The 25,126-nt window shown below is 72.0% G+C and carries 10 protein-coding genes; 8 read left to right on the top strand and 2 right to left on the bottom strand.

Features of this window, described 5'->3' with window-relative positions; translation table 11 throughout:
- The 3 genes from ACFXMF_RS26390 to ACFXMF_RS26380 form a co-directional block, all read left to right on the top strand.
- On the top strand, positions 1 to 455 hold a 455-nt coding region (locus ACFXMF_RS26390; RefSeq protein WP_380020808.1), incomplete at its 5' end, for a DUF5959 family protein.
- A gap of 111 nt (positions 456 to 566) precedes the next feature.
- Positions 567 to 3,554, top strand: coding sequence for an AAA family ATPase (locus tag ACFXMF_RS26385; protein WP_379988947.1), 2,988 nt, complete (start codon positions 567 to 569; stop codon positions 3,552 to 3,554).
- Between the two features lie 105 nt (positions 3,555 to 3,659).
- Positions 3,660 to 5,564, top strand: coding sequence for an ABC transporter ATP-binding protein (locus tag ACFXMF_RS26380; RefSeq protein ID WP_379988948.1), 1,905 nt, complete (start codon positions 3,660 to 3,662; stop codon positions 5,562 to 5,564).
- A gap of 134 nt (positions 5,565 to 5,698) precedes the next feature.
- On the opposite strand, the gene ACFXMF_RS26375 is transcribed toward ACFXMF_RS26380, so the two are convergent.
- Together ACFXMF_RS26375 and ACFXMF_RS26370 are read right to left on the bottom strand one after the other, a co-directional pair.
- Positions 5,699 to 8,599: a type 2 lanthipeptide synthetase LanM family protein gene (locus tag ACFXMF_RS26375; RefSeq protein ID WP_379988949.1), complete on the bottom strand. Its 2,901-nt coding sequence runs from the start codon at positions 8,597 to 8,599 to the stop codon at positions 5,699 to 5,701.
- Positions 8,600 to 8,689: 90 nt separating this feature from the next.
- Positions 8,690 to 8,893 carry a DUF6229 family protein gene (locus tag ACFXMF_RS26370; protein WP_360317143.1) on the bottom strand — a complete coding sequence of 68 codons (204 nt, stop codon included), beginning with the start codon at positions 8,891 to 8,893 and terminating at the stop codon, positions 8,690 to 8,692.
- Between the two features lie 543 nt (positions 8,894 to 9,436).
- On the opposite strand from ACFXMF_RS26370, the gene ACFXMF_RS26365 reads away from it, so the two are divergent.
- Genes ACFXMF_RS26365 through ACFXMF_RS26345 form a run of 5 tightly spaced genes read left to right on the top strand, consistent with a single transcriptional unit; the run spans position 9,437 to position 25,116 of the window.
- A complete protein-coding gene (locus ACFXMF_RS26365) occupies positions 9,437 to 12,721 on the top strand; it encodes an AMP-binding protein (protein WP_379988950.1) in 3,285 nt (1,094 codons plus the stop codon).
- 2 nt (positions 12,722 to 12,723) lie between these two features.
- Positions 12,724 to 15,927 carry an amino acid adenylation domain-containing protein gene (locus ACFXMF_RS26360; protein ID WP_379988951.1) on the top strand — a complete coding sequence of 1,068 codons (3,204 nt, stop codon included), beginning with the start codon at positions 12,724 to 12,726 and terminating at the stop codon, positions 15,925 to 15,927.
- Positions 15,924 to 19,298 carry an amino acid adenylation domain-containing protein gene (locus ACFXMF_RS26355; protein WP_379988952.1) on the top strand — a complete coding sequence of 1,125 codons (3,375 nt, stop codon included), beginning with the start codon at positions 15,924 to 15,926 and terminating at the stop codon, positions 19,296 to 19,298. Before ACFXMF_RS26360 ends, ACFXMF_RS26355 begins: the two co-directional genes overlap by 4 nt.
- A complete protein-coding gene (locus ACFXMF_RS26350) occupies positions 19,295 to 24,928 on the top strand; it encodes an amino acid adenylation domain-containing protein (RefSeq protein WP_379988953.1) in 5,634 nt (1,877 codons plus the stop codon). Before ACFXMF_RS26355 ends, ACFXMF_RS26350 begins: the two co-directional genes overlap by 4 nt.
- Positions 24,925 to 25,116, top strand: coding sequence for an MbtH family protein (locus ACFXMF_RS26345; protein WP_360317153.1), 192 nt, complete (start codon positions 24,925 to 24,927; stop codon positions 25,114 to 25,116). Before ACFXMF_RS26350 ends, ACFXMF_RS26345 begins: the two co-directional genes overlap by 4 nt.
- The last annotated feature ends 10 nt before the right edge of the window (positions 25,117 to 25,126 follow it).

Below are 25,126 nucleotides of genomic sequence, written 5' to 3'. Positions count from 1 at the left end.
ATGTGGCAGAGCCGACGTGCGGCGGCAGAGGAGGATCGATGGATTCCTTTCCGTTCGAGCTCATCCGCCTTACGGATCGACTGAACAGTGTTCGGGTCCGGGTGCTGAATCCCCTGGTCCGGGAGCCCGGGTGCTTCGATGCCGAGATTCTGGTGGAGAGTTCGTTCGTGACGGGGCGGCTGTGGCTCTATCTGTCACCTTCGAAGCTGGAGAGTTGGGGGCACGCGCTCGACGAGCTCGCGGCGGGGCGGGACGTCGTCTGGATGGACCTGGATCGGGGGCCGTCGATCGGCATTCGCTTTGTGCCCGAAGCCGAGGGGCAGGACATCGGCGTCGGGGACGACTCGGCCTCGCTGGTCACCGTGACGCTGCCGGTTCACCTGCCGGAGGGGTGGGTCGAGGAGCAGCGGGAGCGGCTTCGCAGGTTCACGGGCGGCGCGGGTGGCTCGGAGTAGGGGGCGTCCACGGGGTTCCGTGCCGGGCGGATGACCACGCCGGGACATCCGGATACTGCGGCAATGGGCGCGGTTCGGGTGGTTTGCGGGGGAAGGGGTGGTCGAATCCGGATGTCCTGTGTCGGGGGCGCGTGTGAGGATTGCGCGGTGACCGACGTGGGCTGGGATGTGGCGCTGGTGGGGCGGGGCGAGGAGGTCGCTCGGCTCGATGAGGCGTTGGCGCGGGGGCGGGCCGGGGATCCGTGCGCGGTGTTGCTCGCGGGGGACGCGGGGGTGGGGAAGACGCGGTTGCTCGCGGAGGCGACTGCCCGGGCGGCCGGGGCCGGGATGACCGTGTTGACCGGGCATTGTGTGGACCTGGGGGACGTCGGGCTGCCCTATCTGCCGTTCGTCGAGGTGCTGCGCGGGCTGGACGCCGATGCGCGGTACGGCGAGGTGTTGGCCGCGCATCCCGCCGTCGAGCGGTTGTTGCGGGCCGGCGGGGGTGCGGCGGAGTACGCGGGTGCGTTGCCCGACGCCGGGGTGCGGTTGCGGTTGTTGGAGGATGTCGCGGCGCTGCTCGGCGACCTGGCCGAGCGGGCTCCGGTGCTGCTCGTGGTCGAGGACCTGCACTGGGCCGACCAGTCGACTCGCGACCTGGTGCGCTTCCTGCTCAGTCGGTTGTTGCCACAACGTCCGGGAGGTACCGCGTACCAGCGGCTCACCGTGCTCGTCTCCTACCGCTCCGACGACCTGCATCGACGGCATCCGCTGCGCCCGCTGCTGGCCGAGTTGGTACGGCTGCCCTCCGTCGGGCGGTTGGATCTGCGGCCGATGGCCGACGAGGACGTCGCCAGCCTGGTGCGCGGCCTGACCGCCGCTCCGCTGCCCGAGGCCACCGTGCGGGCCATCGTCGAGCGGGCCGAGGGCAACGCGTTCTACGCGCAGGAGTTGCGCGCGGCCACCGATGCCACCGACGGCGGCGTGCCCAGCGGTCTGGCCGAGGTGCTGCTCACCCGGATCGAGCAGATGTCGGGCACGGCCCAGCGGGTGATCCGGACCGCCGCCGTGGCCGGTCGCCGGGTCGAACACGGGCTGCTGCGGGATGCCGTCGACCTGCCCGACGACGAATTGGACACCGCGCTGCGCGAAGCGGTCGGACGGCACCTGTTGGTGGCCGCCGAGGGGGACGCCTACGCGTTCCGGCACGCGCTGATCCGCGAGGCGGCATATGCGGACCTGCTGCCGGGCGAACGGGTGCGGATCCACGCGGTGTTCGCGCGGCTGCTCGACGACGCGGGGCGGCGGGCGGGCAGTTCCGCCGAGCGTGCCCTCCACCACCGGGCGAGTCACGACCTGCCCGGGGCGCTCACCGCGTCCCTGGAGGCGGCCGATCACGCCGCGAGCGTGGGCGCGCCCGCCGAGGAACTGCGCTGGCTGGAGGCGGTCCTGGAGGTATGGGACGCGGTGCCGAACGCACGGGAGTCGACCGGGACCGACGACGTCTCGCTGATGTTGCGGGCGTCCGCGGCCGCGGTCCGGGCCGGAGAGGCGCACCGCGCCGTCGCGCTGGCGCGTACCGCCCTGGACCGGCTCGGTGCGCACGCGGACATCGACCTGGCGGTGACCGTGCGCTACACGCTCGCCTCCAGTCTGATGAGCGTGGACGATCTTCAGGCCGCGTTCGAGTACAGCCGCCAGGCACTCGCGATGATCCCGGCCGAGCCGCCGACGCGCACCTGGTTGTGGGCGGCGGCCACGTTTGTGCAGGCCGCGTACTTCTCCAAGGACGACGACACCGCCCTGCGGGTCGGACGCCAGGTGCTGGCGGTCGCCGAGGAGCTGGGTACCGACGACGCCCTCGCCGACGCGATCATCTCGCTGACCGGCCTGGAGTGGGCCAGTCGGCAGTCCTTCGAGGGGCGCGAACGGCTGGTCCAGGCCCGGGAGTTGGCTCGCCGCTCGGGCAATACGGCGATCGAGCTGCGGGCATTGTTCAACCTGGCCATGGGCTCCTTCGAGGCCGGCCTGCTCCAGGAGAGTCTGGGCTGGTTGGACGACGGTCTGGAACTGGCCCGTCGTACCACCAGGTCCTCGTCGCCGTATCCGCTCGACATGCGCTACCTGCGCGCCCAACTCCTGTACACGCTGGGCCGCTGGGACGACGCCCTGGCGGCGGTGCCCTCGTCCGTGCCGTCGTCGGCGTACGGGCACGTCGCGGCGGCGGCGCTGTATGTGCCGCTGGGGCGCGGCGAGCCCGGTGTCGTGGAGCAGGCGCGGGCGGTGTTCGAGGCACGGCCGTTCAACTGGATGGGCACGCTCGTGGGCGGTCTGGTGCTGACCGACGAGGCCGCCTGGCGCGGTGACTCCCGGGCGACGGCCGACCGGGCGCGCGCGGTGCTGGCCGAACTGTCCGAGGAGCGCAATCCGTACCCGGACGTGGGCATTCGGCTGTCCGCGCTGGCGCTGTCCGCGATCGGCGACACGCTGATCGAACTACGGGCGGCGGGCGATACCGAGGGGGCCGAACAGGAGCTGGCCGCGGCACGGGAGTTCATCGAACTGGCCCGTGTCTCGGCGAGTTGGCCCGGTCGCCGCTTTCCGCGCAGCGGATCGGAGGGCAGGGCCTGGCTGTTGCGGGCCGAGGCCGAATGGTCGCGGGTGTCCGGCGATTCGGACGTCTCGTTGTGGGAGCAGACGGTCCGGGCGTACGACTACGGCAATGTCTTCGAGGCGGCACGCAGTGAACTGCGGCTGGCCCAGGCCCTGGTGGCGGCGGGCCGCCGGGACGAGGCGGCCGACCACGCGCGCCGAGTGCGGGAGACGGCGGAGCGGCTGGGCGCGGTGCCGCTGCGGGACGCGGTGGACGCGACGGTCCGGCGGGCCCGGCTGGGCGGTTCCGATGCGGCATCGACCGGGGAGACGGTGTTGACCGCGCGCGAACGCGAGGTGCTGGAACTGCTCGCCAAGGGGCGGACCAACCGGCAGATCGGCGAGGAACTGTTCATCAGCGCCAAGACCGCGAGTGTGCATGTCTCCAACATCATGGCCAAGGTGGGCGCGGCCCGCCGCACCGAGGCGGTGGCGCTGGCACGACGCAGCGGGTTGATCCCCGACTAGGCGTGTCTTCGATCCCCCTTCCGGCTTGCGGCGCGTCGGCATCCGTAGCGGGTACCCGGCCCGGGCATACCGTACTTGTACTTGTCGGCCGGGAGGGGTGCGCGGATGACCGGGCAAGTGCCTGCGGGGATGGGCGAGTTCGACGAGCTGGGGCAGGGGTACGACACGCCGTTCGACGGGGACGCGGCGAACGCGGGCCTGGGACGGATGCTCACTCGGCTGCCGGTCGCGCTGGCCCAGGTGTGGCGGTTGTCCCGGGCGGCGAGTCGGCGGGCGACCTGGCTGCTGGTGCTCGCGCAGTCGGCCGCGGGGGTGGCCACCGCGCTCGCGTTGTTGGCCACCGCGCGGGCGTTGGGGGCGCTGTTCGCCTCGGGGCCGGCGCCGGATCGGGTCGGTGCGGCGCTGCCCGCGGTAGTCGCGGTGGTGCTGGCCACCGCTTTGCGGGCGGGGTTGGAGACGGTGGTGGCGGCGACCCAGGCCCGTCTGTCGCCGGGAATCCGCCGGGTGGCCGAGAACCGGCTGCACGCCGCGGCGGTCGGCGCGGACCTGGGTGCGTTCGACGACGCCGACTGGCACGACGCGCTGGCGCGGGCCCGGGATCGTGGCATCGACCACGCGCAACTGGCCCTGGGACACGCGGTGGAGCTGCTCGGGGCGCTGGTCGGCCTGCTGGTCGGGGTCGGCGTGGTGACCGGGCTGCATCCGGTACTGCTGCCGCTGCTGGCCCTGTCGATCGCACCGCAGGGATGGGCGGCGCTGCGTTCGGCACGGATCGGTTTCGAGGGCATGGTGCAGCGCATGACGCTGTATCGGCGGTTGTGGCTGTTCGCCGATCTGCTCAGCGCCCGGGAGGCGGCGGCGGAAGTGCGCGCCTGTACCGCGGAGCGGCCGTTGCTCGCCGAATTCCGGCGGTTGGCCGGTTCGGTGGAGCGGGCCGAGGTCCGGGTCGGCTATGCGCAGGTGCGGGTGGGGGTGATCGGCCGAACCTTGTCCGGCCTGGCGTTGGGAGCCACCTACGTTGCGCTCGGGCTGTTGGTGCGGGCGGAGATCGTGCCGCTCGCGGTGGCGGGTACGGCGGTGTTGGCGGTGCGGACCGCGAGCGGGTCGTTGGCCACGTTGATGGTGGCCGTCGACCGGCTCTACGAGAAGTCCCTGTACATCACCGACTATCACGCGTTCCTGGACGAGGCGAGTGCGCGTGCGCGGCCGTCGGCGACCCGGGCGGGGCCGGTCGGCTTCGCCGAGATCCGGTTGCGGGACGTGTACTTCGGCTACCCCGGCAGTGCGGAGTCGGCGCTGCGCGGGGTGGATCTGGTGATCCGTCAGGGGGAGACGGTGGCGCTGGTCGGCGAGAACGGGTCGGGAAAGACCACGCTGGCGCTGCTGTTGGCGGCGCTGTACCACCCGGACAAGGGCACGGTGCACTGGGACGACGTCGATCTGGCCGAGGTCGATCCGGTCGGGATTCGCGAGCAGGTGGCGCTGGTGATGCAGCAGCCGACGCGCTGGCCGGTGACGGCGCGCGGCAACATCGTGCTGGGGCGGGCGGATCGGGTCGATCCGGATGGGGCGGCGATGTTGCGGGCGGCGTGTGATGCGGGGGCGGATGGGCTGATCTCGCGGCTGCCGCACGGGTACGACACGTTGTTGTCGAAGAAGTTTCGGGCCGGGGTGGATCTGTCGGGTGGCCAGTGGCAGCGGATCGGGATCGCGCGTGGGTTCTATCGCGACGCGCGGTTGCTGATCGCGGACGAGCCGACGGCGGCGTTGGACGCGCGGGCGGAGCATGCGGTGTTCGCGAACATTCGGCGGCTGGCGGCGGGGCGGACGGTGGTGTTGATCAGTCATCGGCTGGCTTCGGTGCGGGAGTGCGATCGGATCGTGGTGTTGCGGGGTGGGGAGGTGGTGCAGCAGGGGTCGCACGAGGAGTTGATGCGGTCCGGGGGGGACTACGCGGAGCTGTATCGGTTGCAGGCGGCGGCCTATGGTCCCCTGGGCGAGGGGGGTTGACCTCGGGATCGGCTCGGTTGGCCTCATGCGCCGGCGGGGCTGGTTCGCCTCATGCGCCGGCGAGGCTGGTTTGGCCTCAAGCGCCGGCGAGGCTACTTGGTCTCAAGCGCCGGCCGGGCTGAGCGGGTGTCCTTCTACAGCTCGTCGAGGAGCAGTAGGGACGGGATTCGGTGGGTTTGGGGCTGGTTCAGGCGGAGGAGTTGGTGGAGGGTGCCGGCTGTGCCGGGGAGGAGGCCGGTGGTGGGGGTGGGGGTGGTCAGGGGGCCGTGGGTTTCGAGGGAGGTGAGGAGGAGGGCGGTCAGGTGGGAGCGGGTGGGGGGTTGGGGGAGGTGGGCTCGGACGTGGGTGGGGGCGCCGGTGAGGACGGTGTCGAGGAGTTCCCAGGAGCCGAGGTCGCCGTGGCACAGGGTGTAGTCCCAGCCGAAGCCGGTGCGCCAGGTGGCGGCGGCGGCGCGGAGGGCGCGGTCCAGGTGGGTGGGGGAGCCGGTGCGGACGTGGAGGTCCCAGGCGGCCAGGCCGATGCCGGTGCTGCCGTGGCACCAGGAGTCCAGGTACAGGACTTGGTCCGGCTCTCGGGCGTCGAGCCAGGCGGCGGCCTCCGGGCGGTAGAGGCTCTCCTGGAACGCGGTGGCCAGGTCGGCGAGTTCGAGCGGTTCGGGGTCGCCGGTGGCCAGACCCAGGCGGGTCAGTGCCCAGCCGAAGCCCGCCGCGCCGTGCGCGAAGCCGCCGATGCCCTGTGGGAAGAGTGCGGTCGGCCAACGGGCGACCCGTCCGTGCCCGGTGTCCTCGACGACCGCGTGCTCGATCAGGACCCGGCCGGCGGATTCCGCGACGCGGCGCCAACGTTGGTCGCCGGTGCGCTCGGCCAGTGCCAACAGCGGGACCACCAACCCGGCGGCGCCGCCCGCGACATCGAGGATCGTGTCCCGGGCCAGCAACTCCGACGCGCGCTCCGCGTGCCGGACGGCCCGATCCAGGTACGCCTGCCGGCCGGAGGTCGCGCCCAGCGTCAACCACGTGCGCACCGCCGCACCGATTCCGTCGAACGCGCCGACCCGGGTGATCGGTACCGCGTCCTCCATCGCCGCGAGCGCCCGGATCGCGCCGTCGGCGACGGCCTCCAACTCGGGCACCATCGGCACCCGACCGATGCGCGACTGGGCCAGACAGGCGTCCAGCGCCAGTGCGACGCCGGCCTGCCCGCCGTAGAGGTCGGCGGCGAACGGCCGGACGCTGAACCCGCCTTCGGTGTACACCGGGCCCACCCAGGTGGCCGTGCCGTCCTTGCCCAGCACGGCCCGCGCGCACAGGTCCCGGGCGGTGCGGGCGGTCAGGTCACGGCGGCGTTCGTCCAGTCGCTCGGTCCGTACCGGCAGGTCCCGGCGTCGATCGGCCTCGGGCATCGCACTGCGGTCCCGATACACGCCCAGCAGCGACGAGCGGATCATCACCTCCTCGAACTCCGGGTCGCCCGCCCGCCAGCGCTCGACGCTCGCGTCGATCAAGTGCACCGGATCCCCCCACGTGGTGCCGCGCGGCCCGTCCATCCGGCCGTCCTCGGGGCGCACACCGAAGAACGGGATGTCGCCGTCGAGCAGATCGGCGACCTCGGCGCCGACCACCCCGGGCGTGGACGGCGCGCCGTGCAGGGCCTTCGCCTGTCGGGTCAGCACGTCCCGGGCACGTCCGACGGCCGCCGGTTCGTCGTGCAGTGACGCCGGGTGCCACAACATCCGGGCGATCTCGACGTAGACCTGGGTGGGACGCAACACCACCCGCAGGTCGCAGCCGACGAAGGCGTCCAGGATCGGGCGCAGTCGGCCGGCCCGGTCCAGCCCGTCGAGCCGGCCGCGCAGGTCGCGATAGCCGCGCACGATGTCGTCCTGATGGGCCATCGGATCGGCGTCGGGTGCGGGCAGGTTGGCCGAACCGGCCACCTCGGCGGGCTCCATCGCCAGGCGGGCCAGGTCGGTGCCGGCGCCGGCGATCACCGGTACCGGAATGCGCGGTTGTTGCTCGGGCAGCGCGCCCACGGCGGACATGTCCACGCCCTGGAGCACGAGTTGGGCCAACCGCATGGGCAACAGCCCGGTGCGCAGCACGGTCCGGCGGACCGAGGCCGCGGCGGTGTCGAAGGCGTCGCCGAGTCCGCTCGCGCCCACGTGCGGCTCGGGGCTGAACAACGTCTCGCAGTCCACCACCCACGGGACCGGGCCCCGGGCGATCACGTTGTCCGAGTGCAGGTCGGTGGCGCCCAGCAGTTGCATCACGCACATCCACTCGCCCAGGCCCTGGTAGAAGCGGGCCTGTTCGCGTGCGTCGACGCAGTGCCGGTGTTCGACGTGCTCGGCCCAGCCGTAGTCGTCGCCGAGCAACACCCGCGGAACCCTGATCCGGTCCGCGTGCGGGGTGCCGGCCAGGAGCGCGTCCAGGGTCGCGGCGAGCGCGGTGTCCACGGCCAGCGGGCGGGGCTTGTACACCGCGCGGCCCGACTCGAAGCGCAGCAGGGCGACGGTGCGGCCGCCGCGATGCGAGTCGCCCGCGTCCAGGCCGATCTCCACCAGTTCGCCGGGCGGGGTGCCGAGCAGGTCGGCCAGGCGGGCACGGTTGGCGGCCAACCGGCGGGCCAGGGCGAGCAGCGCGGCGCACCGATTGCGGATCACCCGGTCCAGACGGGGCGCGAATGCCGGGTAGTCCGCGTCGAGTTCACTCCAGAAGCCGGGCTCGGCGGCGAGTTCGAGGAATTCGTCCCAGCGCTGCTCACTGGTGGCCCGGGTGAGCCGGCCGGACATCCGTGCGGCGTGCAGTTCGAGCAGGAGCAGGCGGTTGGCCTTGGGGCGGACCGCGCTCAACAGGGAGCGGTGGGCGGCTCGGTGCAGGATCTCCCGCTCGGCCGTCGACAGGGGATCCGGGATCGCGCGCAGGCGGCGTCGGAAGCGCTCCAGGGCGGGCTCGGTCAAGGGCCGCAACGCGGCGTCGAATTCGCCCGCGTCGTCGTACGTCACCACCGGGCGGGGCCGGACCGGGATTGCCATGCGCGGATCGCCACCCATCGACGACGGACCCGCCGTCCGAAGCCGGTTCGGGTGCGACGGCTTCCGACGGCGGGTCGGTTGAGGTACGGATCAACAACAGGCGCGAGTGCGCGACCAGGAGCACGCGGTGCCGCAGCTGATGGCGGCGACGTCGATCTCGGTGAGGCCCTGTTCGGTCGCGGATCCGCCGATGTAGAGCGAACCGGCGGGGTTCTCCAGGCCGTCGGCCGAATCGGCGCCGGAGCGCCAGGCGTTGACGACGGTGTTCCGAGCGGCAATCGATGCGGTGCGCATGACGATACCTTTCCGCCGATGTCCGATGTTCCCGGCGGGTACGTCGGGTTCACCAGCCATCGACCCTGGGTTAGGGAAGTGCGGCAGGCTCACGGTAGCGCCGGAATCCCGGCGGCGACAGGCCCTGTTTCGGCCCGGTGATTTTCGCCTTCCCGGCGCGGAAATCGAACGGTTCGTCCGTCGCCGTCCGACCAACCGGTGCGGGGGAATGGGCCTTCGAGGTGGTCGCGCGGGCGATTTCTCGCCCGGATCGGCACCGGGATTCCGCCCGGCTCTTGTCATTGGTCTAGTCCATTGACAGTCTTGGACTTGTCGCCGACGGTCATCGCTCCATGGCCGATTCGGCGGTTCCCGTACGGCATTTGCGCTGCCCAGCGTGGGCCGACGTTGCCCATGGCGTTTCCGCACGTTGCACTCCTACCCCGGAGATACATCCATGCGCCGAGCCAGAACTCACCCATGCCCGCATCCCGTCACCCCGACGGGGACCACGAGGTGACCCCCGCCGAGACCCACCGGAGATTAGCCGACCCGGCGCGCTCCGTGACGAGGGCGACCGCGCCGGGGTTGACCGTGCCGGGCCTGTTGGCGGCCCGCGCGCTCGTCGACCCCGAACGGGTCGCCTTCCTGATCCCGGCAGCACCGGGAACCACTGGAACATCGGGAGCACCGGCGACGCCGGAAATACCCGAGAACCGGCTTACCTTCGCCGCCTGGGACCGTCGATCCTCCTCCCTGGCACGGGAGTTGCGCGTACGCGGAGTGCGCGATGGCGACCGCATCGGGCTGCTCTTCGGCGGTCGCGAATGGGCGGACTACGCCGTCGCCTACTGCGCGGTGCACCGAGCCGGCGCGGTCGCGGTGCCGCTCCCGGCGCAACTGCCGCCCGCCGCCCTGCACACGATGCTCACCCACTGCGCCGCCACCGGCGTCCTGCACGGCGCCGAAATCCGGCCGGCGCCGACCGACGCGTGGAGTTTGCCCGCGGCCGAGCTCGAAGCCGCCGCGGACCGAGCCGAGGGCCGTGCGCCCGATCCGCGCCGACCCGATGCGCACGGACCGGACGCACACCGACGCGATCCGCGCCGACCCGAGCGGGAACGACCCGAGCAGCACCGGGGCCCGAGCCGGCACCTGCCCGACCTGCCCGCCCCGCGCCCCGACGACCTCGCCCAGATCCTGTACACCTCCGGCACCACCGGCACGCCCAAAGGCGTCGCCGCCACTCACGCCAATCTCACCCACGGCTTCGAACCCGCGCCCAGACGACGACAGTTGGCCCACTCGCGGCACTTCCTGCACGCCTTCCCGATCGGCACCAACGCGGGCCAGACGATGTTGCTCAACGCGCTGACCGCCGAGCCGACCGCCCTGTGCGCACCGGCGTTCGACGCCGAGGAGTTCTGCGCGCTGATCGCCGCCTACCGGGTCGGCACCGTGTTCACGGTCCCGGCGATGGCCACCGAGTTGGTGAACTCCCGGGCCTGGACCCGGCACGACGTGAGCACGGTACAACTGTTCGGCTCGACCGCCGCCGCGCTGCCACCGACCACCGCACTCGCGCTGACCGAGGCGTTCCCGGACGCCACCATCGTCAACTCCTACACCTCCACCGAGGCGGCGCCCGCGCAGACCACCATGGTCTTCGACCCGGACCGCCCCACCTCGGTGGGCCGCGGCACCGGCCGGGACGATCTGCGCATCGTCGGTGCGGACGGCGAACCCGTACCCACCGGCGAGGCCGGCGAGATCTGGCTGCGCTCGCCCACCACGTCGCGCACCTACTACCGCGACCCCCGGGCCGACACCGAGGTGTTCACCGACGGCTGGGTACGGATGGGTGACATCGGCCGCCTGGACGCCGACGGCTACCTGTACCTGATCGACCGGGAAAGCGACCTGATCAAGTCCGGCGCGATGCGCGTGTCCACCCTCGCGGTGGAGGCCGCGCTCCACGAACACCCCGCCGTCGCCGACGCGTCCGTGTTCGGCGTGCCGCACCCGGTGATGGGCACCATGGTCGCCGCCGCCCTGGTGCTGCGGGCCGAGGTGTCGGCCGAGGACCTGCGGGTGTTCCTGGGCGAACGGCTGGCCCGACCCGAGATCCCGACCCGACTCCTGCGGATGGACTCGCTGCCCAGAAACCCGGCGGGCAAGGTGGTCAAGCAACAGTTGCGCGCCCGGTTGACCGCGGGCGACACCCCGTCCGAACGCGCGCCCGGCACCGCGACCGAGGTGGCGGTGAGCGGCCTGTGGGACGAGGTGCTCGGCTGCTGCGGCGCGGGTCCCGACGACAACTTCTTCGCCCTGGGCGGGGACTCGTTCAAGGCCACCCGGCTCGCCGCCGCCGCGGCACGCCTGTTCGCCCTGGAGGTGCCCTCCTCGCTCGCCTTCGACCGACCCGAACTGGCCGACCAGGCAGCCTGGATCGACACCGCGCGCGCCGAACCCGTACCCGCCCGCGCCGACGATCCAGCGACCTCGACCGAACTCGCGCCGATGCCGCTCAGTTCACAGCAGGAGAACTTCTTCGTCTGGATGCACGCCACCGAGGAACCTCGCGACGTCGGCCCGGTGAGCGTGGGGATCCGGATCACCGACGTCTTCGACCCGGATACCCTGACCGCCGCCCTGGAAGACGTCGTTCGGCGACACGAGGCGCTGCGCACCGTGTTCCGCTATGTCGACGGGGTCCCGGAGGCGGTGGTACGACCCGAACTGCCGCCCGAGGTGCGGCGGGTCCGGGCCCTGGGCGACACCCCGGCCGAGCGCGAGCGGTTCGCCCACGAACACGCCCGCGGCGAACGGGAACCGGGCTGGGACCTGTCCCGGGGACCGCTCGTGCGCGCGTTGCTGATCGAACTCGACGTCGAGGAACACGTCTTGATCCTCGCCGTGCACCACATGGTGTTCGACGGTTGGTCGATGGGGGTGCTGCTGCGCGAACTCGCGATGACCTACTCGGCGTTTCGCACCGGTCGGCCGAGCCCGCTGCCGGTGCCCAGCCCGACCTGCTCGGAACACCTGGGTTGGGCGCGCGCCCAGTGGCCGCGCACCCGCCCCTTCTGGGAGGCGTCCCTGGCCGGTGCACCGGCCGCGATCGACCCCTTCCCCGGCCGGGAGGTCACCGACCGACTGCACAGCGCCTCGGTCCGGTTCACCCTGGACGCGGACCTGGTCGCCCGGCTGCGCACGAGCGCGCGTGAGCAGGGCGCGACCCCGTTCATGCTGGCCACGGCGTGCTGGACGAGCGTGCTGGCCCGGACCGCCGGCACTCGCGACATCGTGGTGATGTCACCGGTGCCGGGTCGCTCGCGACCGGGCAGCGAGAACCTGATCGGCTGCCTGGTGCAATCCCTGCTGATCCGGATCGACCTGCACGGCGACCCCTCCTTCGGCGAACTGCTGGCCCGCGTCCGCAGCGCCGCACTGGCCGCAAACGAGCACCAGTCCTACCCGTTCGCCGAGTTCTACCCGCGCTTTCCGGACACGGCCTGGATTCGCTACGAGAGCTGGTCCAACCGGGCGCACTTCCTCGGACTGCTCTCCGAACCCTTCGAACTGCCCAGAGAGTTGGACGCCGAGTGGCCCACTCCCGGCGGTCTTCCCGATCTCGGCGTGCCGGAACTGGCCCTCACCGAACAACCGGACGGCACCATCGCCGGCTGGCTGCTGTACAACGAACGCGCCTTCGCGCCGTCCGTCGTCGAGGGCCTGGCTCGGGCCTTCGTCGACGCCTGGGCGCTCGCGCTCGACCAGCCCCAAGCGCCGGTGTTCGGGGACACCGACGCGCTTGTGCACCCACCGATCATCACCGAGAAGGGCTGACGATGCGCAAGTCCCAGCCGGTACCCCTGCCGCCGGAAACCCTCCACCGCGCCCCGGTGACCCCGGCGCAGCACGGGATCCGGTTCACCGAACTCGCCGGCCACACCGGCACCGCCCACCACATGCCGCTCGCCATCCGATTCACCGGCGACCTCGATCGGGCGGCCCTGGCCGACGCCTGCGACGCGCTCGTCGCCCGCCATCCGATCCTGGGCAGCGTGCTGCGCGAAGTCGACGGCGAACTGTGGTCGGTTCCCGCCGAATTCATCCCCCGACTCGTGATCCTGCCCCTCGCGGCGCCCGCAAACGATCGGCGTACGGACGCCGTCGCCGAGGCGATCCGACACGAGACCCTGCGCCCGTTCGACCAGGTCACCGGCCCACTCGCGCGCTTCACGCTGCTCGATGCGGGCCCCGGTCACCGGGTGTTGCTGATCGTCGTCCACCATCTGGCCTTCGATGGCGGCTCCAAGGACATCCTGGTCCGCGAACTGGCCACGCTCTACACCGCCTTCGGCGGCGGAACCAAGCCGGATCCGGTGGAACACGAGCCGAGCGCCGACGCCGAGCGCAGCGCCCGCGAGGCGGCGGAGTTCGCCCACCGGGTCACCCTCGCCAAGGAACGCTTCGCCGCCGAGGCCCAGGACCCGCCACCGGTGCTGCTGCCCGGTCGACGCCGCCCCGGCACCGACGGTGGTCCCGGCGAGTCGGTGCCGATACCCGTGGACGACGCCTTGCGGCGCGACCTGGCGGGCACCGCCGAACTGCTGGGCATCAGCTCGTTCGCGCTGCTGCTGGGCGCCCTGCACGTGCTGCTGTGGCGCTACGGCAACGAACGCCCCACGGTGGCCATCGGGTTGGGCACCCGAACCCCGCACAGCCGCGACCGGATCGGCCCGTACGTCAACGAACTCCCGGTACACAGCTCGCCGTCGCCGGATCTGTCGTTCGCTGACTTCGGCCGGGCGCTGCGTGCCGACCTGCGCGAGTTGTACCTGGTGCGGGACGTACCGCTGGGTCGGGCGGTGGCCGGTCTCACCCCACGCTCGGCGCTGGCACCGGTGTCGATGAGCTATCGCCGACGCACCGAGGTACCCGACTTCGCGGGGGTGCCCGGGTCGATCGACTGGACCCTGTTCAACCACGCGGTGCGTGGCGATGTGCACCTGCAATGCCTGGACGACCCCGACCGGTTGGCCATGCAGTTGCACTTCGCCACCGACGCCCTCGACCGGGGAGCGGTCGAGGAGATCGTCGGGCACTATGCCACCCTGCTGCGCGCGATCGTCGCGGCCCCGGACACCGCGCTGTCGCGCCTCCCGGTGCTGACCGACCGGGAGCGGGCCGCGATTCTGGTCGACTGGAACGACACCGCTCGGGCGGGCGATCCCGCGACCCTGCCGGAACTGTTCGCCGCGCAGGTCGCCCGCACGCCGCACGCACCGGCGGTGCACTGCGGTGCGGAACGACTGACCTATGCCCGACTGGACGCGGCCGTGGAGGCGGTCGCCGAGCGGCTGCGCACCGCCGGCATCGGCGCGGGCGACTTGGTGGCGGTCTGCGTGCGGCGCACCGCGGCACTGCCCACGGCCCTGTTGGGTGTGCTGCGGGCCGGCGCCGGATACCTGCCGCTGGACCCGGAGTACCCTTCGGCGCGGCTGGCGTCGGTGCTGGCGGACTGTGCCGCGACCGTGCTGCTGACCGAGCACGACCTGCTCGGACGATTCCCCGAACACGCGGACGGCGCGCTGCTGATCGACGGGATCGGCGAGGTCGGCGAGGTCGGCGAGGCGAGCGAAGTCGGCACCGCGATCGCCGGCGCACCCCGGTCGTGGCCGGCGCCCGCGCCCGGCGACCTCGCCTACGTGCTGGCCACCTCCGGCTCCACCGGCCGGCCCAAGGGTGTGGAGATCGAGCACGGCGCGCTGAGCAACCTGCTCGCCTCGATGCGGGACACGCTGCACAGCGATCAGGACGCGGTGTGGCTCGGCCTGACCTCGGCCTCGTTCGACATCTCCGCCGTGGAACTGTACGTGCCGCTGATCACCGGTGGCCTGCTGGTGCTCGCCCGGGACGGCGACGTACGCGACGGGCGGGCGCTGCTCCGGCTGATCCGGGACGAACACGTCTCGTACGTGCAGGCCACCCCCTCCGGGTGGCGGATGTTGCTGGACGCGGGCTTCGCGGAGCCGGCCGTGGTCGCGGTCACCGGCGGCGAGGCGCTCCCGCTCCCCCTGGCCCGAGAACTGCGGGCGCAGGTACGACGGTTGGTGAACGCCTACGGACCGACCGAGACCACGGTGTGGTCCAGTACGGCGGAAATCGGCCCGGACGACGACGAGGTGAGCATCGGCCGCCCGATCGCCAACACCCGGATGTACATCCTGGACGCCGCAGTCGCCCCGGTCCCGATCGGGGTCGAGGGCGACCTGTACATCGGCGGCAGCGGTCTGGCCCGGGGCTACCGGCACCTGCCCGGCGTCACCGCCGACCGGTTCGGACCGGACCCGTTCGGACCGCCCGGAGCCCGGATGTATCGCACCGGCGACCGGGCCCGCTACCGCGCGGACGGCCGGATCGAGTTCCTGGGGCGAGTCGACCACCAGGTGAAGATCCTCGGCCACCGGATCGAACTCGGCGAGATCGAGGCCGCGTTGCTCGTCCACCCGGATGTCGCGACGGCGACCGTGCTGGCCCGGCAGGACGGGGCCGACGGCGCGCGCCTGGTGGCCTACCTGGTGCCGCGCCCGGGCGCCGTCCCCAGTCTGGCCGAACTGCGGGTGCACCTGGCCGCGACGCTGCCCCGGGCGCTGGTCCCGAGCGCGTTCGTTGCCCTGGAACGCCTGCCGCTCACGCCGAACGGCAAGCTGGACCGGGCCGCGCTGCCCGCACCACCTCGCGTGCGGGCGGCGGACCAGGATTCGGAATCGGACCCGGATCGAGACCCGGCGGCCGAGCCGCTCGGCGACCCCGGCCCGGCCGCCGAGATCACCGCCATCTGGCGCGAGGTGCTCGGCCTGGACGACATCCGCCCCGACGAGGACCTGTTCGACCTGGGCGGTCACTCGCTCACCGTCACCCGGATCGGCGCGCGGATTCGCAAGCGCCTGGGCGTGGACGTACCGCTGCACGTCTTCTTCGAATCCCCGACCATCACCGGACTCACCAGCGCGGTCAGCGCGATGCAAAGCGAACGGCGGCCATGAGTACCCCATTCCGAAGCCTCGACCCGCACCGGGAACAACCGGCGGAGCAGCTCGCGAACCGGCCCGAACAGTCCACCCGGACACCTCTGTCGGCGGGCCAGGAACGACTGTGGCTGCTGGACCGGCTCAACCCCGGCGACGCCGCCTTCAACATGTTCCAGATTCATCGCCTGCGCGGCCCGCTGGACGCCGACGCGTTGGAACGCGCGCTGGCCGCACTGGTCGCGCGACACGACAGCCTGCGTGCCTGCTTCCCCGACGAGGACGGCGTGCCGGTACAACTCATCGGCACGTGGCACGACTTCGCCCTGGAGCGGGTGATCGTCGACGGCCCGCCCGCCGAGCGGGAGCGGCACGCCCGCGAACTGGTCTCCGAACGCACCAACCGATCCTTCGACGTGTCCCGGGGCCCACTGCTGCGGGCGAGCCTGCTGCGCCTGGACGAGGACGGGCACGATCACGTGTTGTGCCTGGTGTTGCACCACATCATCGCCGACGGCTGGTCGATGAACGTTCTGGACACCGAGCTGGTGGCCGTGTACTCGGCGTTCGCGGCCGGTCTGCCCTCGCCGCTGGAACCGCTGCCGCTGAGCTACACCGACTACGTGCGGCGTCAACGCGAACTCGTCGACTCGCCCGGCTTCGACGAACGGCTGACCTACTGGACCCGACAACTCGCGGGCGCGCCGACCCTGGACCTGCCCGCCGACCGGGCCCGCGTGGGCGGCGGTCACCCCGGGCGCGGCGGCACGGTCACCCACCACCTGCCCGCCGAGCTGCGCGCGGGCATCGAGCAACTCGCCCGGCGCGAGCGGGTCACCCTGTACATGTTCCTCCTGGCCGCCTACCAGACCCTGCTCGCGCGCTACTGCGACCAGGAGGACGTGTGCGTGGGCTCGCCGTTGGCGGGTCGGGACGAGGAGGAGTACGAACCTCTCGTCGGCTACTTCCTCAACACGCTGGTGCTGCGTGGGAGCACCGCCGGGGACCCCTCGTTCCGGGACTTCCTGGCCCGCACCCGGACGGTGGCACTCCAGGCGTTCGAGCACCAGGACGTGCCGTTCGAACGACTGCTCGGCGCCCTGGACGTGGACCGTGATCCGGACAGCCCGCCGGTGTTCCAGACCATGTTGATCCTGCGCCCGCCCGCGGGCCCCGAATTGCGGCTCGGCGAGGCGAGCGCGGAGGTCTTCGAGTCCGGCTTCCGCCAGGCCAAGTACGACCTGACGTTGGAGGTGTGGCCGGAAAGCGACGAACTGGTCGTCGAGTTCGTCTACGACACGGAGCGCTTCGTCCCCGAGACCGTCGCCCGCCTCGCGCGCTGCTTCGAGACGTTGCTTCGGGGCGCGGTGGCGGACCCGGATACGCCGCTGTCCCGGTTGCCGCTGCTGCCGCCGGCCGAGCGGGCCCGGGTCACGGCGGCCGCAGCCGGCCCGGACGCGGGCGACTGCCCGGACGCGATCCTGGCCTTCGAGGTGCAGGCGTTGCGTACACCGCAGGCCGATGCCGTCGAGTGCGGCGACACCCGCATCGGCTACGCCGACCTGGACGCCCGGGCGAACCGGTTGGCCCGCGAACTGCGGCGCGGCGGCGCCGGCCCGGACTCGGTGATCGCGGTGTGCGCCGAACGCTCGATCGAGACGATCGTCGCGCTGCTCGCCGTGCTCAAGGCGGGCGGCGCCTACCTCGCGCTGGATCCCGCGCTGCCGGCCGAGCGCATCGCCTACATGCTGACCGACAGCGGGGCCGAACGTGTCCTGTGCCGAGCGCAGTTCGCGAGCCGTTTCGCCGAAGGCGCGCCGCCGGTCCTGCTGTTGGACGGGTCCGAGAACGGGCCCGGGGAAGGGCCCGGGGTGCGGGACGAGAACGGGGACCGGGCCGCCGGCCTCCAAGGAGAAGGCGACGGCGACGAAGCGCGGGACCAGCCGCTCGCCCCGATCGCCGGGCCCGAGCATCTCGCCTACCTCGTCTACACCTCCGGCTCCACCGGCCGCCCCAAGGGCACGCTGATCACCCGTGGGGCACTCGCCGCCCGGGTGGCCTGGATGCGCGAGCGCTACCGCAGCGGCCCCACCGACCGGGTCCTGCAGTTCGCCTCGTTCGGCTTCGACACCCACGTCGAGGAGGTCTATCCGACGCTGCTGGGCGGGGCGACGCTGGTGCTCGCACCCGCGGACGGGCTGTTGCCCGACTTCTTCGGCACCGACGCCGGTCGCACCCTGACCGTGCTCGATCTGCCCACCTCCTACTGGCACGAGTTGGTCGCCCAGACCCCGGGTCTGCCGTGGCCGAAGGCGCTGCGGCTGCTGATCATCGGCGGCGATCAGGCCGACGCCGCCTCGACGCGGCGCTGGCGCGAGACGTTCGGCGACCGGGTCGACCTGGTCAACACGTACGGGCCCACCGAGACCGCGGTGATCGTCACGTCGGCCACCCTGGCCGGCCCGCGCGCCCAACCGTGGGACGGCGCCCGACCGCCGATCGGGCGGGCGCTGGCCGGCACCCGCGTGCACGTGCTGGATCGGCATCTCGAACCCGTGCCGCCGGGTGTGCCGGGGGAGTTGTGCATCGGAGGCATCGGACCGGCCCGGGGCTATCTGGGCCGCCCGGGTGCGACCGGACTGCAGTTCGTGCCCGACCCGTATGGCGCACCCGGCGCCCGGCTCTATCGCACCGGCGACCGCGCTCGGCAACGCCCGGACGGGCAGTTGGAGTTCCTCGGTCGCACCGACCAGCAGGTCAAGCTGCGCGGCTACCGGATCGAACTCGGGGAGATCGAGGCGGCGTTGGTCGCACAACCGGATATCGCCCAGGCGGCCGTGCTGGTGCGGGGCGAGCGCGGCGATCGACGACTGGTCGCCTATCTGGTGCCCGGCGCCGAGGCGGTCGACCCGCCGGACCCGCCGGCGGTGCGTGCCGCCTTGGCCCGGACGCTGCCCGCGTACCTGGTGCCGGCCGCGTATGTGTTGCTGGAGCGCCTGCCGCTGACCACCAACGGCAAGCTCGACCGGGCCGCGCTGCCCGCACCGGAACAACGCAGCACCCCGGCGACCTCGTTCGTGGCGCCGCGCGGCAGCGCCGAGGAACTGGTCGCGGAGACCTTCGCCGATGTGCTCGGTTTGGAACGGGTCGGCGCGCTGGACGACTTCTTCGCCCTCGGCGGCCACTCGCTGCTGGCCACCCGGGCGGTGGCCCGACTCGGCGCGGCGATCGAACTGACCGTGCCGATCCGCGCCCTGTTCGCCGATCCCACCGTGGCCGGCCTGGCCGCGTCGGTCGAGGAACTGCTGCTCGCCGAACTCGACACGCTCTCCGAGGCGGACGCCGAACGACTGGTGCTGGACCAGGCCGAGACAGGAGATCCACGATGACGCTCACCCCGGCGCCACCGACCCGTCCCGGCGGACTCTCCGCCGCCAAACGGGCCCTGCTCGAACAGCGGCTGCGCAGATCCGCGACGGCCGCGCCCCCATCGATCCCGCGACTGCCGGAGGGAGCCGAAGTCCCTTTGTCCTTCGCGCAGATCCCGCTGTGGTTCATGGAGAACCTGACCCCGGGAACGGCCGCGTACACCATTCCGCTCGCACTGCGACTGCGCGGGCGGCTCGACGAGGACGCCCTGGAACGGGCGCTACAGGCGCTGTTGACCCGGCACGACAGCCTGCGCACCACCTTCGGCACCAGCGCGGACGGTCGACCGGTGGCCACCGTGCATCCGCCGATGCCGCTCACCGTGACCCGGCACACGCCCGACGCCGACCTGGACGCCGAGGCCCGGGAGCGCTGGGCGGCGGCGCTGGTGGGTGCGGAGTCTGCCCGCCCGTTCCACCTGGAGGTGCCACCGCTGGTGCGGGCCGCGCTGGTGCGGTTGGACCGGGAGGACACCGTACTGCTGGTGGTCCTGCACCACCTGATCGGCGACGGCTGGTCGGTACATCTGCTCGTCAACGAACTGGTGGCCGACTACGGCGCGTTCACGGCCGGCCTGGAATCGCCTGTGGCCGAACCGGCGGTGCAATACGGAGACTACGCGGCCTGGCAGCAGCAGCGCCTGACCGGTCCCGAAGGTGAGCGGGCCGCCCGCTACTGGCGCGAGCGACTGGCCGGGCTGGGTACGCTCGCGCTGCCCACCGACCGGCCCCGACCGGCCCAACAGACCTTCGTCGGCGACGCGCACGGCTTCAAGCTGGACGCCGAGTTGGCGGCAGCCGTCGTGGAGTTGGGCCGCGCGCACCGCGCCACGTCGTACATGACGCTGCTCGCGGCCTGGCAGGCGGTGTTGTCCCGGCACGGCGGTCAGCACGATTTCGCGATCGGTTCGCCGATCGCCGGACGTCCGCATCCGGACCTGGAACCGATGATCGGCATGTTCGTCAACATGCTGGCCATGCGGGCGCCGCTGGCCGGGGACCCCACCTTCGCCGAACTCCTCGGTCGGGTCCGGGAAAGCAGCCTGGACGCCTACGCACACCAGGATCTGCCGTTCGACCAGGTGGTCCGGGACCAGAACGTGACCCGCGACGTCAGCCGTACACCCCTGTTCCAGGTCACCTTCGCGCTGCAGAACTACGGGCGCGGCGAGCGCGGTTTCGTCGGGCTCGACCACGACTGGTTCACCGGCGACTCCCGGGTGACCCGGTTCGACCTGAGCCTGTTCGTGTTCGAGACCGACACCGGGATGCAGTGCCTGCTCACCTACAACACCGACCTGTTCGACGCGAGCACGGTGGCTCGGCTCGCCGGGCATCTGGCCACCCTGCTGCGGGTGGTGACCGCCGACCCGCATACCCCGCTGTCCCGGATCGACCTGCTCGGCGCGCAGGAGCGGGCCCAACTCGTCACCGGCTGGAACGACACCGCCCGGCCACTGCCCGAACACCCCACGCTGGCCGCCGCGATCGAGGCCCGGGTGGCCCTGGATCCGCGCGCCCCGGCGGTGACACACGAGGGGCAGACGCTCGACTACGGCGAACTCGACGCGCGCGCCGCTCGGCTCGCCCGCTACCTGCGCGGGTGCGGGGTCGGCCCGGAGACACCGGTCGCGCTGTGCCTGGAACAGTCGCTCGACCTCGCGGTGGCGGTGCTGGCCGTGCTCAAGGCGGGCGGGGCGTATCTCCCACTGGATCCGGAACAGCCGGTCGAGCGGCTGGCGTTCATGCTCTCCGATGCGGGTGTGCGGGTCCTGGTGACGGACAGCGCGCTGCGCGAGCGCACGGCGGGTCACGCCGGCACGGTGATTCTGCTCGATCGCGAACAGGCGGCGATCGACGCCCGGGATCCGGATTCGGAGCGGGCGGATTCGGAGCGGGCGGAGTCGGGGGCCCCGGCCGGCCCGGGGAACCTGGCCTACGTGATCTACACGTCCGGCTCCACGGGGCGTCCCAAGGGCGTCGCGGTGCAGCACCGCGAGGCACTTGCCTATCTCGACGGCGTACGCGAGCGGTTCGAGATCGTCCCCGGATCGGTCTACGGGCTGGCCCAGTCGTTGTCCTTCGACTTCGCGATCACCGCGCTGTACCTGGCCTGGACCACCGGCGGCGAACTGCACCTGATCCCCAAGCGGCTCTCCGGTGCGGAGTTCGCCGACCACCTGGGTCGGCATCCGGTGGACTACCTGAAGATGACGCCCTCCCACCTGGCCGGACTGGCGGCCGAGGTCGGCGCCGAACGCCTGTTGCCCCGGCGCATGTTGATCCTCGGCGGCGAGGGCTCGTCGTGGGAGTGGACGCGGGATCTGGCCGCGCTCGGCACCTGCGCGGTGGTCAACCACTACGGGCCGACCGAGACCACGGTGGGGGTGACCACCTACCGGGTCCGCCCGCAGGAGGTGCCGATCTCGACGGTGACGCCGATCGGCCGACCGTTGCCGAACGCACGGATCTACCTGCTGGACGCGCACCTGGAACCGGTACCGATCGGAGTCACCGGGGAGATCCACATCGGGGGCGAGCGGCTGGCCCGCGGCTATCTGGGGCAACCAGGCGCGACCGCCGACCGGTTCGTGCCCGACCCGTTCGGGCCGCCGGGCGCCCGGCTGTACCGCACCGGCGATCTGGGTCGTTACCTGCCCGACGGTGACGTGGAGTTCCTCGGTCGCAGCGACCAGCAGGTCAAGATTCGCGGCTATCGGGTCGAACCGGCCGAGATCGAAGAGGCGTTGCGCGCGCAGGCGGCGGTCGGCCAGGCCGTGGTGGACGCGCGGGGACCGGCCGGATCGCAACGGCTGATCGCCTATCTGGTGCCGGCCGAGGACCACCCGGGCGAGCCGCCGGCCGGTGCCGAGCTGCGCCGGGAACTGCTGGTTCGATTGCCCGAGTACATGGTGCCGTCCAGGTTCGTCTGGCTCGACCGACTGCCGCTGAAGGCGCACGGCAAGGTTGACCGTGCGCTGCTGCCGGAGCCCGACGCCGGGGCCGGCAGCGGGGCGGACGGCGGCGAGCGGGTGGCGCCGGTCGGTGCGACCGAGGAGGCGCTGGTCGGGATCTGGACGTCGGTGCTCGATCTGGCCGCGGTCGGAGTCACCGACGACTTCTTCGAACTGGGCGGGCATTCGCTGCTCGCGATGCAGGTGTTGGCCCGGCTGCGCAAGGTGTTGCCGCCCGGGAGTCGACAGGTGAGCCTGTTGGAGTTGTTCAAACACCGGACCGTGCGCGAACTCGCCGCCTTGATCGACCGTCCGGTCGGCACGGATGAACCCCGTTCGCTGTTGCACGAGTTGACTCGGCCGGTGCCTGTCGCGCAGCGGGTGCTCTCGTTGGTGTGTGTGCCGTACGGCGGCGGCAGCGCGGTGGTGTACCAGCCGCTGGCCGATGCGCTGCCCGCCGGGCACTCGTTGTACTCGGTGGCCATTCCGGGCCACGACCTGTCCATGCCCGAGGCGCCCAGGCCGATCGAGGAGGTCGCCCGGGAGTGTGTGGACGAGATCCTGGCCCGGGTCGAGGGACCGTTGGCGCTCTACGGGCACTGCGGGGTGGGCAGTGCGCTGACCGCGCAGATCGCCCATCTGTTGGAGGAGTCGGGGCGCCGGCTGGAGGCGGTGTACCTGGGCGCGATCTTCCCGTTCGCCCGACCCGAGGGCGGTCTGCTCGGCGCGCTGTCGCGCTTCTCCGGACTCGAACGGCTGCGCGGGGACCGGGTGCACCTGAACTGGCTGACCTCGATGGGCGCGGACCTCGGCGACCTGGACGAGGAGCAGGTCACCTTCATCATCCGCAACATGCGCAAGGACGGCCGGACTTCGGAGGAGTACTTCACCCGGCGGATGGCCGAGGGCATGCGGCCGTTGGCCGCACCGGTGATCTCGGTGATCGGCGAGCGCGACCCCAGCACGGAGTTCTACCAGGAGCGCTTCCGGGAGTGGCACTTCATGGCCGACGCCACGGCGCTGGTGGTGATCGACGAGGCGGGCCACTACTTCCTGCGCTACCGGGCGGACGAGTTGGCCGAGATCGTCACCGCGACGCACGAGGCCGTGGCCCGGGACCGGACCGAGCCGCTGACCCGGGCGGCGCGCGGTGCGGACGCGGGATGGTGGTTGCAGGGCGTATCGGGCGGCACCGACGCCGATTCCGAGGATGAAGCCGCACCCGCCGCCGTCCGGTCGACGCCCACCCCGGCCGTGCGGCCGAGCATGGGCCGGTTCATGGCGGTGGCCCTGGGGCAGCTCGCCTCGATCACCGGGTCGGCGCTGACCGAGTTCGCCATCCCCATCTGGATCTATCTGCGCACCGATTCGCTCACCCAATTCGCGCTGTTCTCGGTGCTGGCGCTGGTGCCCGGCATCCTGGTGGCGCCGTTGGCGGGGGCGGTGGTGGACCGCAACAGTCGCCGGTCGGTGATGCTGGCCGCGGACTGCGCGGCGGGCGCGGTGCAGGTGACGATGGCGCTGCTGTTGTGGGGCGGCCATTTGGGCGTGGGGGCGGTGTACGGACTCCTGGTGGTGTTGTCGGTGACCGCCACCTTCCAACGCCTGGCCTACACCTCCGCGGTGCCGCAACTGGTACCCAAGCGCTATCTGGGCCATGCCAACGGCATCGTGCAAATGAGCACCGGGCTGGCCCAGTTGGTGGTGCCGTTGATCGCGGTCGCGCTGTTGGCGAGCATCGGACTCGGCGGCATCCTGGTGATCGACATCACCACGTTCGTGATCGCGGTGACGGTGGTCGCCTTCGTGCCGTTCCCCGACACGATGGCGCAGACCCGGCGCGAGAGCATGGTCAAGGAGATCGCCAACGGGGTGCGCTACTCCATGGGGCATCCCGGATTCCGCACGATGTTGCTCTACTTCGCGCTGCTCAACGTGTTCCTGGCACCGATGTTGGTGCTGATGACCCCGCTGGTGTTGTCCTTCGGATCGGTGCACACCGCGGGCGCGGTCGGCGTCGCGGCGGGCGCCGGCGCGCTGCTCGGCGGCCTGGCGATGGGGGTGTGGGGAGGTCCGCGGCATCGCCGGATGCACGGCATCCTGCTGGCCACCGTGCTGATCGCGGTCTTCGCCTTCGTCGCCGGTCTGCGGCCCTCGCCGGTGCTGGTCGGCATCGGCTTCTTCGGGGTGTTCTTCGGACTGTCCCTGCTCAACGGCATCTACGCGACGATCATCCAGGTCAAGGTGCCCCAGCGGTTCCACGGCCGGGTGATCGCGCTGAACACGATGGTGGCGTGGTCCACGCTCCCGCTGGGCTTCGGGGTGATCGCGCCGCTCGCGGTGCACCTGCTCGAACCGCTGTTTACCCCGGGCGGCGCGCTGGCGTCCAGCGTCGGCCGGGTGATCGGGGTCGGCGAGGGGCGCGGCACCGGGTTCCTGTACCTGGTGTGCGCGTCCGCGATGATCCTGCTCGCGCTCGCCTCCTTCCGGCACCGGGTGATCGCCGGATTCGACGACGAGGTCCCGGACGCGATGCCGGACGACCTGATCGGCATCGAGGAACGCCGCAAGAAGCGGGCGGACGCATCGCCGCCGCCCGTCCGGAAGTCGCCCGAACCCGAACTGGAGAAGGTATGACCGGCAACGACGAAACCGAACGCGACTGCCGCGTGGTGATCAACGACGAGGAGCAGTACTCGGTCTGGGCCACCGACCGGGATCTCCCGGCCGGCTGGCGCGCGGAAGGCTTCACCGGCACCCGCCCGGACTGCCTCGCCCACATCGACCGGGTCTGGACCGACATGCGCCCCCGCAGCATCCGATAGCCCCACCGAC

This window comes from Embleya sp. NPDC059213 (genome assembly GCF_042754445.1).
In the GTDB taxonomy this organism is placed as follows: domain Bacteria; phylum Actinomycetota; class Actinomycetes; order Streptomycetales; family Streptomycetaceae; genus Embleya.
Note: the sequence above shows the minus strand (reverse complement) of the source record. Positions and strands in the feature narration are given on the sequence as shown.

Excerpts from the sequence above, each read along its gene's own strand:
- ACFXMF_RS26385 (WP_379988947.1), top strand. The coding sequence starts at position 567 with ATGTCCTGTGTCGGGGGCGCGTGTGAGGATTGCGCGGTGACCGACGTG.
- ACFXMF_RS26380 (WP_379988948.1), top strand. The coding sequence starts at position 3,660 with ATGACCGGGCAAGTGCCTGCGGGGATGGGCGAGTTCGACGAGCTGGGG.
- ACFXMF_RS26375 (WP_379988949.1), bottom strand. The coding sequence starts at position 8,599 with ATGGCAATCCCGGTCCGGCCCCGCCCGGTGGTGACGTACGACGACGCG.
- ACFXMF_RS26370 (WP_360317143.1), bottom strand. The coding sequence starts at position 8,893 with ATGCGCACCGCATCGATTGCCGCTCGGAACACCGTCGTCAACGCCTGG.
- ACFXMF_RS26360 (WP_379988951.1), top strand. The coding sequence starts at position 12,724 with ATGCGCAAGTCCCAGCCGGTACCCCTGCCGCCGGAAACCCTCCACCGC.
- ACFXMF_RS26355 (WP_379988952.1), top strand. The coding sequence starts at position 15,924 with ATGAGTACCCCATTCCGAAGCCTCGACCCGCACCGGGAACAACCGGCG.
- ACFXMF_RS26350 (WP_379988953.1), top strand. The coding sequence starts at position 19,295 with ATGACGCTCACCCCGGCGCCACCGACCCGTCCCGGCGGACTCTCCGCC.
- ACFXMF_RS26345 (WP_360317153.1), top strand. The coding sequence starts at position 24,925 with ATGACCGGCAACGACGAAACCGAACGCGACTGCCGCGTGGTGATCAAC.